This window comes from Mycolicibacterium helvum (assembly GCF_010731895.1).
Taxonomy (GTDB): Bacteria; Actinomycetota; Actinomycetes; order Mycobacteriales; family Mycobacteriaceae; genus Mycobacterium; species Mycobacterium helvum.
In genome coordinates this window covers 2193921-2205843 of the sequence record NZ_AP022596.1, presented here as the reverse complement: position 1 = coordinate 2205843, position 11923 = coordinate 2193921, and the positions used below count along the sequence as shown (strand labels likewise).

Annotated in this window: 11 protein-coding genes; 5 read left to right on the top strand and 6 right to left on the bottom strand. The window is 66.8% G+C overall.

From position 1 onward, the window contains the following. Nucleotide 1 precedes the first annotated feature (1 nt). Nucleotides 2–697: a TetR family transcriptional regulator gene (locus tag G6N38_RS10205; RefSeq protein ID WP_163747419.1), complete on the bottom strand. Its 696-nt coding sequence runs from the start codon at nucleotides 695–697 to the stop codon at nucleotides 2–4. Nucleotides 698–767: 70 nt separating this feature from the next. On the opposite strand from G6N38_RS10205, the gene G6N38_RS10200 reads away from it, so the two are divergent. Together G6N38_RS10200 and G6N38_RS10195 are read left to right on the top strand one after the other, a co-directional pair. Next, nucleotides 768–1814 (top strand): ferredoxin reductase, encoded by a 1047-nt coding sequence (locus G6N38_RS10200; RefSeq protein ID WP_163747418.1) that lies wholly within the window; start codon nucleotides 768–770, stop codon nucleotides 1812–1814. A gap of 27 nt (nucleotides 1815–1841) precedes the next feature. Beyond that, nucleotides 1842–2918: a fatty acid desaturase family protein gene (locus tag G6N38_RS10195; protein WP_163751921.1), complete on the top strand. Its 1077-nt coding sequence runs from the start codon at nucleotides 1842–1844 to the stop codon at nucleotides 2916–2918. On the opposite strand, the gene G6N38_RS10190 is transcribed toward G6N38_RS10195, so the two are convergent. Beyond that, entirely contained in the window at nucleotides 2919–4820 is a 1902-nt protein-coding gene (locus G6N38_RS10190; RefSeq protein WP_163747417.1) for a glycosyltransferase family 39 protein, read from the bottom strand. It lies immediately after the preceding gene. Nucleotides 4821–4932: 112 nt separating this feature from the next. Here G6N38_RS10190 and G6N38_RS10185 point away from each other — a divergent pair, with 112 nt between their 5' ends. The 3 genes from G6N38_RS10185 to G6N38_RS10175 all read left to right on the top strand — a co-directional run bounded on the left by G6N38_RS10185 (nucleotide 4933) and on the right by G6N38_RS10175 (nucleotide 7639). Next, a complete protein-coding gene (locus tag G6N38_RS10185) occupies nucleotides 4933–5655 on the top strand; it encodes a hypothetical protein (protein ID WP_246227844.1) in 723 nt (240 codons plus the stop codon). A gap of 201 nt (nucleotides 5656–5856) precedes the next feature. Next, nucleotides 5857–7350 carry a multicopper oxidase family protein gene (locus G6N38_RS10180; RefSeq protein ID WP_163747416.1) on the top strand — a complete coding sequence of 498 codons (1494 nt, stop codon included), beginning with the start codon at nucleotides 5857–5859 and terminating at the stop codon, nucleotides 7348–7350. 22 nt (nucleotides 7351–7372) lie between these two features. Further along, nucleotides 7373–7639 carry an SHOCT domain-containing protein gene (locus tag G6N38_RS10175; protein WP_163747415.1) on the top strand — a complete coding sequence of 89 codons (267 nt, stop codon included), beginning with the start codon at nucleotides 7373–7375 and terminating at the stop codon, nucleotides 7637–7639. 13 nt (nucleotides 7640–7652) lie between these two features. Here G6N38_RS10175 and upp read toward each other — a convergent pair whose 3' ends face one another. From upp to G6N38_RS10155, 4 genes are all read right to left on the bottom strand, one after another. Next, nucleotides 7653–8282, bottom strand: a complete 630-nt coding sequence (gene upp / locus G6N38_RS10170) for a uracil phosphoribosyltransferase (protein ID WP_163747414.1) — start codon at nucleotides 8280–8282, stop codon at nucleotides 7653–7655. After that, nucleotides 8282–9508, bottom strand: coding sequence for a URC4/urg3 family protein (locus G6N38_RS10165; protein WP_163747413.1), 1227 nt, complete (start codon nucleotides 9506–9508; stop codon nucleotides 8282–8284). Before G6N38_RS10165 ends, upp begins: the two co-directional genes overlap by 1 nt. Continuing rightward, entirely contained in the window at nucleotides 9508–10764 is a 1257-nt protein-coding gene (locus tag G6N38_RS10160; RefSeq protein WP_163747412.1) for a GTP cyclohydrolase II, read from the bottom strand. The genes G6N38_RS10165 and G6N38_RS10160 overlap by 1 nt, the downstream gene beginning before the upstream one ends. Before the next feature lie 118 nt (nucleotides 10765–10882). Next, nucleotides 10883–11923 carry a zinc-binding dehydrogenase gene (locus tag G6N38_RS10155; RefSeq protein WP_163747411.1) on the bottom strand — a complete coding sequence of 347 codons (1041 nt, stop codon included), beginning with the start codon at nucleotides 11921–11923 and terminating at the stop codon, nucleotides 10883–10885.

Sequence of the window (11923 nt, the reverse complement as noted above, 5' to 3'; positions counted from 1 at the left end):
GTTAAAGCTCGGCTGCGTCCCCGCCTTGCTCGGGCTGCCAGGCGTTGACGCCGACGGTGATCATCCGCAGCTGCTTGACCGCAGTGCGCTTGATCTCGTCGAGCGCGGCCGCATCGTGGGCGTCCTCGATCGCTTCGGCGATGATGATCATCGAGTTCACGAACAGGCTGGCCAAGATGTTGAGGTCTTCGGTGCTCCAGGTGTTCAGGGCGGGAAAGCGGGCCAGGTCGGTGGCCAACTCCGAGGTGATCAGCCGGATCTCGGTGCGGATCGCGTACCGCAGTACTGTCACGCCGCTGGAACGCTCGCGTCCGATGAACCGCCAGTGCTCGCGTTGCTCGGCCACCCCTGCGACGAGGATCTCCACCGTCGACTCGATCACGCGGTTTGGGTCGAGTTTGCCGGCGCGGGCGCTGCGCAGCATCTCTCGTAGCGTGCGGAACGACTCGTCGATGAGGACCAAACCGAGGGCTTCCATCGATTCGAAATGTCGGTAGAACGCCGCGGGCACGATCCCGGCCTCGCGGGTGACCTCCCGCAGGCTCAAGCCGCTGAAACTACGCTCGTCGAGCAGCTTGAGCGCGGCCGCGATGATCGCCCGGCGAGTGACCTCTTTACGCTCCTCGCGCGACGGCGTATCCCGCGAACGGGACCTCCCTGACCGTTCGCGCCGTGAGCTCGGCGTACGACTGTTCACTGTTGTGAACGCTACCACACTCTGGTCCAATTCCTTGACGACGTGCAGTTTCAACGACGACTGTGTACATATGTTCACTGAAACTTTGACCAAGAAGGTGCTCCGCTCGCCGCTGGTCGATCTGCTCACCGGTCCGCACGGCGTCGACCGCTACACCGAGCTGGTGGACCCCACCTGGACCACCGACGCACGGGCCAAGGTGGTCGACGTCCGACGGACAACCCCGCGCAGTGTCACCTTGCTTCTCGCCCCGAATGCGGCCGTCGCGGGCCACCGCGCCGGCCAGCACCTGAACCTCACGGTGGAGATCGCCGGCCGCCGCCACACCCGCTGCTACTCGCCGGCCAGTGCGCAAGGGGCACCGCTCATCGAGCTCACGATCGGCTGCCACGACGGCGGCCTGGTGTCCAACCACCTGTACCGGCATGCCCGCCCCGGCATGGTGGTCGGGCTCTCGGAACCAGCCGGTGACTTCGTGCTGCCCGAGCGCACGCCCCGGCGCATCCTGTTCGTGTCCGGCGGCAGTGGGATCACGCCGGTGATGTCCATGCTGCGCACCCTGCACGCGGACAACTTCGATGGCGAGATCGCCTTCATCCACTACGCGCGGACCCCGGACGAAGCCTGCTACCGGGCCGAACTCGCGACATTGCCGATCCGGGTCCTGCACGGCTATACCCGCTCGCCCGGCGGCGAGCTCACCGGCCGATTCGGGCCGGAACACCTGCAGACCGCCATGGCCGATCCGGACGCGGTGTACGTGTGCGGACCGCCGGCACTGGTCGAGGCGGTGCGCACGCACTGCGCGAGAGTCTCCTCGGAGAGCTTCGTCCCGATGCCGTTCGTCGTCCCCGACGCCCCGTCGGGTGGTCGAATCAGCTTCAGGGACAGCGGTATCGACACAGAAGACGATGGGCGTCCACTCCTGGACCAGGCTGAAGACGCCGGACTGAAACCCGCCAGCGGATGCCGGATGGGCATCTGCCACACCTGCACCCGCCGCAAGCATCGCGGTGCCGTGCGCAACGTGACCACCGGCGCGGTGTCGACCGCCGACGAGGAGGACGTGCAGATCTGCGTGTCCGTTCCCGTCGGTGACGTCGACATTGCGCTGTGAAACGAAAGGGAATCCCAACCCACCAGGCTGACACCCGAGCAGGCCGACGCGTTCGGCAGAGAGCTCGACGCCATCAAGGAAAAGGTGATCGCCGACCTCGGCCAGACCGACGTCGACTACATCCGCCGCGTCATCAAGGCACAGCGCGCCATGGAAATCGGCGGGCGCGCGCTGCTGTTCGCGGGCATCTTCCCGCCGGCCTGGCTGGCCGGCACCGCACTGCTGGCCGTCTCGAAGATCCTCGACAACATGGAGATCGGCCACAACGTCATGCACGGCCAGTACGAGTGGACCGGTGACCCGGCGCTGGCCGGGCGCACCTTCGAGTGGGACACCGCCTGCCCGGCCGACCAGTGGCGGCATTCGCACAACTTCTCCCACCACACCTACACCAACATCGTCGGCATGGACCGCGATATCGGCTACGGCATCCTGCGGATGAGCCCCGATCAACGCTGGCGGCCGTATTACCTTGGCAACCCGGTGTACGCATTCCTGCTCATGGTGCTGTTCCAGTACGGTGTCGCATTGCATGAACTGGAAGCCGAACGCATCCGGTCCGGCGAGATCTCGCTGGCTGACAAACGCGATGTTCTGCAAGCGATCTGGCGTAAGACCCGCCGCCAGCTGCTCAAGGATTATGTCGCCTTCCCGCTGCTGGCCGGACCGTTCGCGCCGTTCGTGTTCACCGGAAACCTGACGGCCAACCTGATCCGCAACGTGTGGTCTTACGCGATCATCTTCTGTGGTCATTTCCCAGACGGCACACAGGAATTCACTGTCGAGGAGACCCGCAACGAGTCCCGTGGCCAGTGGTACTTCCGGCAGGTCCTCGGCTCGGCCAACCTGACCGGCGGCAAGCTGTTCCACCTGTTGTCGGGCAACCTCTCGCACCAGATCGAGCACCACCTTTTCCCCGACGTTCCGGCCCGCCGGTACGCAGAGATGGCTCCGCACGTTCGCGAGGTGTGCGAGCGCTACGGCATCCCGTACAACGCGGGGCCGCTGCCCAAGCAGTTCGGCACGGTGGTCCGCAAGATCGTCAGGCTGGCATTGCCGACCAGGCAGCGCCGTGAGGCCGGCGAACTGGTCTCGGCCGCCTGACTACTTGGGTTTGGTCAGGTCGTAGACGTCGGTGTCGCCGACCTGGGTGCCCGCGAATGTGGCGGTCACCCAGTCGGTGATGCCGCTGTGGTTGCGATTATCAGGCCACCCGCCGGGCTTGCCTCGCCAGTCTCGCTGAACGACGTAGTACGTCACCTGGCCGGCGGAAACGTCGGCTTTGAATTGCCCCAGGCTCGGCACCGGGTCCGCGCCGGTGAACCCACCGATCGCCATAACCGCGGTGCTGGAGGACAATTCGAGACCGGCCGCCGTCGCCGAGCCGACTACTGCCGCTGACCACTTGGTCTTGGTCGCTCGCAACAGGTCGTCCAGCTGCGGGTTGTCGTCCGACTCGCCGAAAGCCCGCCCGGAGCCAGATTTGGACGTCGCGGGCCCGACGGTCGGCCCGCCTCCGCTATGGCGGGAGTTGAGCGTGGCGACCGCATACGCCGTCGGGCCGGCCAGCACCGCGATCACGCCGAGTGCGGCGGCGACGGCCGTGACACGACGCCGGCGCGGCGCCGACAGCGCGAGTGCGACCGCGGCGAGCACGGTGCCGACCAGGATGGTCCACCGCAGAGCCGGCAGCCAATCGCCGTTGCGGCCCATTACCCACCAACTCCAGATGCCGGTCACCGCAACGAGCGCGGTCAGGCCGATCCGGCCGAACCGGGACTGGCGGCGCACCCACATCTCGTGGGCGCCGATCGCGACCGTGCCGGCCACCGCGGGCGCCAACGACAGACAGTAGTACGGGTGCACCATGCCCTTCATGTAGCTCAGCACCAGCCCGTCGATGACCAACCATGCACCGAATAACAGTGCGCCGGCCCGTACCGCGTCGGTGCGGGGGGCGCGTCCCCGCGAAATCAGCACGAGGATCAGTGCGACCAGCGCCGCCGGAATCAGCCAGCCGATCTCGAAGCCGAACTCGCCGGAGAACAGTCGACTCAACCCTTCGTGCTGGTCCATACCGCCGAAGCCGAGGTGACGGAGCTGGGTGCCCACCGAGTTACCGATCGGATCACTCGGACCGAAGTTCATGTGATTGCGGCCGGCTACCCGGGCAAAACCGTTGTAGCCCATCACCAAGTCCATGAAGCTGTTGTCGGTCGAGCCGGCGATGTAGGGACGCGACGTCGCCGGCCAGACCACGGTGAGCACGACGAACCAGCCCGCAGACACCAGGAATGCCGCCATGGCACCGAGCAGGTGCAGGATTCGCTGCCGCAACGTCGTCGGGGCCGCGAGCAGATACACCAGCCCCACGGCCGGGACCACCAGCAGCCCTTCGAGCATCTTGGCCAGGAACGCGAAACCCAGTGCGACACCAGCCCAGGCCAGCCACCTGCCGCTGGCCCGCTCGAGCGCTCGCACCGTGCAGTACGCCGCCGCCATCATCAGCAGCACCATCGCGGCGTCAGGGTTGTTGAACCGGAACATCAGGGCCGCCACCGGGGTCAGCGCCAACGCGGCGCCCGCCAGCAGACCGGCGCGGGGGCCGCAGATGCGGGTCACCGCGGCGTAGAGCAATGCGACGGTGGCCACCGCCATCAGTGCCTCGGGAATCAGCATGCTGGCGCTACTGAAGCCGAACAGCTGACCCGACAATCCCATCACCCACTGGGACACCGGCGGCTTGTCGACGGTAATGAAGTTGGCCGAGTCGAGCGAACCGAACAGCAGCGCCTCCCAGTTCTTCGAGCCGGCCTGGGCGGCGCCGGCGTAGAACTGGTTGCCCATCCCGTTGACGGTGATGTTCCACAGGTACATGACCGCGGTTCCGACGAGCAGGAGCACCAGCCCGGCCCGCTCCCAGCGCGTTGGGCGCGTCGGTGGTGTGGCACCCTCTTCGGAGTCCTGCGGCAGCGATGCTTGAAACGTCGTTGTCACATTCGCCATTGACCCATCCCGGCCTGACCGTTGCCTGGGAGAACACTGCGAGCGCCGTAGCCGATCCGGCACCGGAACGTTATGCAGTGCTGCTCGTCGCGGGCGGTGCTGCGGTGCAACCATGACGGCCGTGATTACCAGGGCAGGGAGACGTAGTGACAGCCGGTTGGCTGCGCGCTGCGCAGCGATCGCTTCCGCGGGCGCGGCGGCGATTCACTTCGCGGTCGCGCCGATGCACTGGGCGCACTGGGTGCCATCGGGGGTGTTCTTCGTCTCGATCGGTTCACTGCAACTGATGTGGGTGTTCCTCATTTGGTCGCGCCCGACCGCGTTGGTACTGGCGATCGGCATCGCGGCCAACGCAGGAGCAGTCGCCCTGTGGGCCCATTCCCGGACCGGAGGTGCCGCATTTGGGCCCGCCGCCGGCCAGCCCGAAGCGGTAGACGCCGCGGGCATCTGCGTGCTTCTGCTGCAGTGTTACGTCATCATGGGCGCGACATGGGCGTGGGTTCGCCGCTCTCGCGCAGAACAGGTGTCGACCCTTGGCAGGGCGTTGGTACTGCTTGGCGCCAACGCGGTTATGGTTGCCGCGGTGACGGCGGGCCTGGCCTCTGGGCTCTATGGGCATAACGCCGATCACCACGGCCCGGCCGAAGCACGGGATGACCATCAGGTGGCCCACGATGCTCCGGTGCCAGGCCATCAGCACCCTACGGAGCCCGTGGGTCCGCCGCGCGAGGAGGCGATGAGCGGGCCTGCCACCGCGCCGGCGCCCACTAATCCTGGCCTGCCGATCTCCGAGTCGAGTCTGGATACTGACGGTCATCACGACCACACCCACTGAGATCCCGAGCACTTTCTGAATCTGGCACTGCGACAGCGCCAATGGTGCGTGGGTCGACGTTCTTTATCGAATCTTCACTGAACGCCTAGGGCAAGCACTAACGAGGCGGATCAGGGTTGGGGCCGGAGGATCGAAGCGTCCGACCGAGCGAGGGGATGTTGACGTGAACAGGCCAAGGAAGCGTAGACAGCAGGATCGGCGATGAGTCCACACCACCTAGCCGCGACACCCTTGACTCGGCGCGGCTTTCTCGCCGCCGGCGCTCTCGGCGCCGCCGTGGTGGCGTGTAGCCGTTCCACCCCCGACACCACTCCCAGTGGCCCCACCGCAACCGCTGCGATCGATGCGGCAGAAGCCGCCCGACCCCACACCGGGACGACGGTCACCGCCCGGCTCACCCCGGGCTCGGCCGACATCGACCTCGGCGGGACCAGGGCCGCCACCCTGGCCTACAACCAGCAAGTTCCCGGTCCGCTGATCCGGGCCAATGTCGGCGACGAGATCGCTGTCACCGTGGACAACAACCTGGACCAGCCGTCGTCGGTGCACTGGCACGGAATCGCACTGCGCAACGATATGGACGGCGCCGCCCCTGCCACCCCCGACATCGCGCCTGGGGAGAGCTTTACCTACCGTTTCAGCTCGCCGTATCCGGGGACGTACTGGGCCCATCCGCACACCGGGCTGGGCACCGACTACGGCCTGTATTTACCGGTCATCATCGACGACCCAGCCGAGCCCGGACGCTATGACGCCGAGTGGATCGTGATGCTCGACGATTGGACCTCCGGAGTCGGCCGCAGCCCCCAGGAGATCTTCGACGGGCTGCGGTCGATGGCCATGGGCGGCATGGGCTCAATGCCTGGCATGGGCGGTGTGGGGACGAGTGATTTGCTCGGTGGCGACGCCGGCGACGTCAATTACCCCTACTACCTCATCAACGGGCGGATTCCCGCTGCGGCGAGCACATTCACCGCAAAGCCGGGACAACGTATCAGAATCCGGATCATCAACGCCGCCGCCGACACTGCGTTCCGGGTCGCCCTGGCCGGGCACCGCATGACCGTCACCCATACCGACGGTTTCCCGGTCGTGCCCACTGAGGTCGATGCGGTCCTGCTCGGGATGGGGGAGCGCTACGACGTGGTCATCACCGCCGGGGACGGGGTGTTCCCGTTGGTGGCCTCGGCCGAAGGAAAGAACGCTGTGGCCCGCGCCCTGTTGTCCACCGGCGCGGGAGCCGGCCCGGGCGCCGACTACCGGCCGCCGGAACTGTCCCGCCGAGTCGGCGCCGTCGACACCTTCACCGCGACAACGGAAGTCCAACTTCCGACCGGCAGCGAACTCGACCTGCAGGCCCGACTCTCCGGCTCGATGATGCACTACGACTGGATGATCAACGGCCGCCCCTACGATCAAACCGTCCCGCTGACCGTCGGTCGAGGGCAGCACGCCACCCTGACCTTCACCAACGCAAGCATGATGTGGCATCCGATGCACCTGCACGGACATACCTTCCAGGTGATCAAAGCCGACGGTAGCCCGGGCCCACGCAAGGACACCGTCATCGTGAAACCGATGCAGACTGTGGCAGTCAAGCTCGTCGCTGACAACCCAGGGATCTGGATGCTGCACTGTCACAACGGATATCACATGGACGCCGGAATGATGACGACCCTCAACTACACCGGCTGACAGTAGAGAAAGGAGAGTTCCCATGATGTTCTGGTACGACCACGACATGAGCGGATGGGGATACACAGGCATGGCGATCGGTATGGTGTTGTTCTGGATCCTCATCATCGTCGGGATCGTCGCGTTGGTCCGGTTCACCTCCGGCGCACCCCAGGCGAGATCGGTCCCTGCGCTCCTGCCCTATGGCGAGTCACCCGAGCAGCTCCTTGCTGCGCGGTTCGCCCGCGGAGAGATCAACGAAACCGAATACCAACAGCGCCTGGCCGTTTTGCGTGCGGCCGCCGGCTGACAAACCTGTCGCCCTACTTGGTGCCGAACAGCCGGTCCCCGGCATCGCCGAGACCCGGCACGATGTAGCTGTGCTCGTCGAGACCGCGGTCCACCGCCGCGGTGTAGATCGGCACCTCGGGATGGGCGTCGTGCAGCGCGGCGATGCCTTCCGGGCAAGTGAGCAGGCAGACGAACTTGATGGAGCGGGGCCGGAACTCCTTGAGCCGGTCGACCGCAGCCACCGCCGAATTGCCGGTGGCCAGCATCGGGTCGACGACCACGACCTCGCGCTCGTGCAGGTCGTTGGGCATCTTGAAGTAGTACTCAACGGCAACAAGAGTTTTCGGATCGCGATACAGCCCGATGTGGCCGACGCGGGCGCCGGGCACGACGGTCAGCATTCCGTCCAGGATGCCGGTGCCGGCTCGCAGGATGGAGACGAACACCAGCTTCTTGCCGTCGATGACGGTGCCGGTCGTCGTCTCCAATGGGGTGCGCACCTCGATCTTGTGCGTTGGGGTGTCGCGCAGCACCTCATAAGCGAGCAGCGTGGCCATCTCGTTGGCGAGCCGGCGGAAAGTGTTGGTCGACGTTTCCTCCCGGCGCATCAAGGTCAGCTTGTGCTGCACCAGCGGGTGGTCGATGACGTGGACGTCGCGCATCAGAACACCGTGCCATCACTGAGGATGGACAGTGGCGGCAGGCCCCCACGTAGCTGCTGAGCCAGTCGCCGGCCGGCGCCCCATGTACCGCCCTCCAGGACCCGCGCCAGCGGCATCTGCTCGGCGTCCACCCCGAGCTGCTGACGCACCAACGGTGCCAGCTCATCGAGCAGAGCCACCGTCAGCGCTCGCCACTCGACCACCAGTTCATCTGCCGCCGTGAAGTTTTGGGAAGCAAACTCGGCTTCTCGGAGACCCAGCACCCCGGTGTCCAGCAGCAGACCACCGTTGCGGTACTCGGGCAGTCCGGTCAACTCGTCGAGATCGGTCACTGCCACCCCGGCCCAGCCGAACGGCTCGAGCAGGGAGTAGGTGAGCCACTGGGACAGCTTGTGAAACGGCATCCATCCCGCGGTCAGGCCGGGCCCACCCAGCGCGGGGTGGCGCCAGCAGTCGCCGACCGGCTGATCGCCGATCATGCTGCCGCCCGGCCAGATTGGCGACAGCGCGGTCAGGATCGCGGTGAGAATGTCGTGGGCGCGCACCGAGCCTTGGCCCGGCGTACGCACGGCGTCGAGTAGTCCGCCGGGGCGGCCGTCTGGACCGAACACCTCCGGCGTGGCGGACAGTGCGGCCCCGAGCCGGCGCAGGATCGCCACCCGGCCATCGAGCCCGACCAGCGGATTGGCGGCGTCGGCCTGAAACGCCGCGCCCAGCTGCTGCGCGGTCAGGCCTGCCAGCCCGGCGGCGTCGACGCGCAGCGGGTCGTCGGGGTCCGACGAGAACAGGCCCGCGGTGAAGGCGTGAAAGCTGGCTACACCCAAGCCTTCTGAGCGGCTCAGCCGAAGACCCGTTCCTGGCTCGAGGTAGGACCACGATGGCCCCGCGCCGGCGTCGAGCAGCACGCTGACCACCGTGAGATCGACCAGCGCCCGGGCATCGGCGGCGCCAAGGAGGTCGGTCTTACGGTCCACGCCGCCCGCCTCGAAGTGGCGCCATCGACTGTGGAACGGGATCTGCAGATCCGGATAGCTGTCCCGGGTGACGTCGGCGACCAGCGTCGCCGCCGACGTCAGCGCGTCGTCGTGCACGGTGAACCACGGTGACCCGCCGGCCCGGGCTCGCTGAGTCAGCACCGCGGCCCGCTCCCGGACGGTATGGGTGCTGCGCAATGCCGCCGCGGCGCCCGCCGGGCTGTCGACGTCGACCTCGATGGCCGAACCCATCAGCCCTCCAGCCCGCGGCCCTTGGCCTTCTTCAGTTCGTCGGCATCGGGCACTGGGCCGGGAGTGAAGTAGCCGGCGGCCATCTTGGCGTCGATCTCCACCCTGGCATCGGCCGGGATCAGCTCGTCGGGAATGTTGACTCGTTCGCCCACGTCGATTCCCGAGCCGACGATGGCGTCGTATTTCATGTTACTCATCGAGACCAGCCGGTGGATTTTACGGATCCCTAACCAGTGCAACACATCTGGCATCAGCTCCTGGAACCGCATGTCCTGAACTCCGGCTACGCATTCGGTGCGGGCGAAGTACGCCTCTGCGGTATCGCCGCCCTCTTGGCGCTTGCGGGCGTTGTACACCAGGAACTTGGTCACCTCGCCCAGCGCTCGGCCTTCCTTGCGGGAGTACGCGACCAGCCCGACCCCGCCGCGCTGCGCGCCGAGGATGCACTCCTCGATCGCATGCGTCAGATAGGGCCGGCACGTGCAGATATCGGAACCGAACACGTCCGAGCCGTTGCACTCGTCATGCACGCGGGCGGTCAGCTCGACCGTGGGATCGGCGAGATCGCCTGGGGCGCCGAAGATGTAGAGAGTCTGCCCGCCGATCGGAGGCAGGAACACTTCGAGATCGGAGCGGGTGACCAGTTCGGGATACATACCGCCGGTCTCCTCGAACAACACCCGGCGCAGGTGTGCCTCGCTGCAACCGAAACGTTGTGCGACACCGGGCAGATACCAGACCGGCTCGATCGCGGCCTTGGTCACCAGTGCTGCCCCGCCCGGCAGCAGCACCCGGCCGTCGGGAACCAGCCGGCCCCTGTCGATCGCGTCGGCGATCTCCGGCAAGATCACGTGCGCCTTGGTGACCGCGATGGTCGGGCGGATGTCCTGGCCGGCGGCCAGCTCGGCGGCGAACGCGTCGGCGACCATGGCGCCCCACGGGTCCAGGCTGACGATCGCCTCGGGACGACTCCACTGCGGGTACGGGCCGATGCTATCGGTGGGGGAGGTGTTGGTCAGGTCCGCCCGATGCTCGCGGGACAGCGCGCCGGCCGCGACGGCCAGTGCGCGGTAGACGCTGTAGGAGCCGCTGTGAGTGCCGATCACATTGCGGTGGCTTCGGGTGCTGGTGGTTCCGATCAGTGGTCCGCGCTCGCCGGCGGTGGCCGCACCCCAGCTGATCGGCAGCGCGTCGTCGGCGCCGCGGTGCGATGTCAGCCGGATATGGCCAGGCTGGCTTTTCGGTTCGGCGGACATGTGCGCTCCTTCTGAGGCACGCCAGCTTAGTCACCGGCCGGCATTCCCGCCGAGCGTCGCGCCGGAGCCGCGTTCGGCGCCCACCGTGACGCCGGAGTGACGCTCGGCGCCAAAAGGCTTAAGGCTGAACGAGCACCCTGATCGGATTGCCTTCGGCGTGCTCGAGAATGCGGATCCCGTCCGCGATGTCCTCGAGCGGAATGATCTGGCTGATCGATCGGGACAGATCGAGCCGGCCGCGGGACACCAGCTGCGCCAGCGTCTCGATATCGGTGTTGTGGTAACCGAGATGGCCGAGCACCTGGCGTTGCACCAGATTGAACATCGACGTCGGTCCCACTGTCGGTGCCTCGGCGCTCATGCCCACCCCGATCAGTCGGCCGCCGATCGTGAGCGAATTCAGCGCCTGCTCGAAGGTGACCTTCAATCCGACCGCGTCGAACGCCACATCGAGATTGCGCCCGCCGGTGGCTTGCGCCAGCTTGTCGGCGAAATCGGGGTCACGCGAATCGAATGCGTAGTCGGCGCCGAGTTCCAGCGCGCGCTCGCGTACCTCCGGATTGATGTCGACGGCGATCACCGGAACTGCCCCGACGAGACGGGCCAGCTGCACGATGTGGGTACCGACGCCGCCGACACCCCACACCCCGACCGACTCCCCGACCGCCACCTTGCCGGTGTGCACCACCGCGCCGAAGGGCGTCGACACCGCGTCGGCAAGGATCGCGGCCTGCTCCAGCGGGACGTTGTCAGGCACCCGGGTCAGTCCTGAGGCCTGCGCGACGGTGTATTCGGCCCATGCGCCGTCATAGGCGAAGGCCATCAGCTGAATTCGCATGCAGTTGGCCAGGTCGCCGCGGCGGCAGTTGGCGCACTTCCCGCATGGGCGGCCCGCAGCGACGACGACCCGATCACCCTCGGACCAGCCGGTGACACCAGGGCCGAGCTTGGCGATGGTCCCCGAGGCTTCGTGCCCCTGGGTGACCACCGGACGCTGGGCCGGGAAAGTGCCATTGATCAGGCTGAGGTCGGAATGGCAGATGCCGCAGAACGCCACCTTGACCAGGACTTCGCCGTCGCCGGGCTCGGGGATGGGAACATCCTCCAGTGCAACGGTTTTGGTATCGGCGTAAAAGCGTTGGGCGCGCATGGTGGTCAT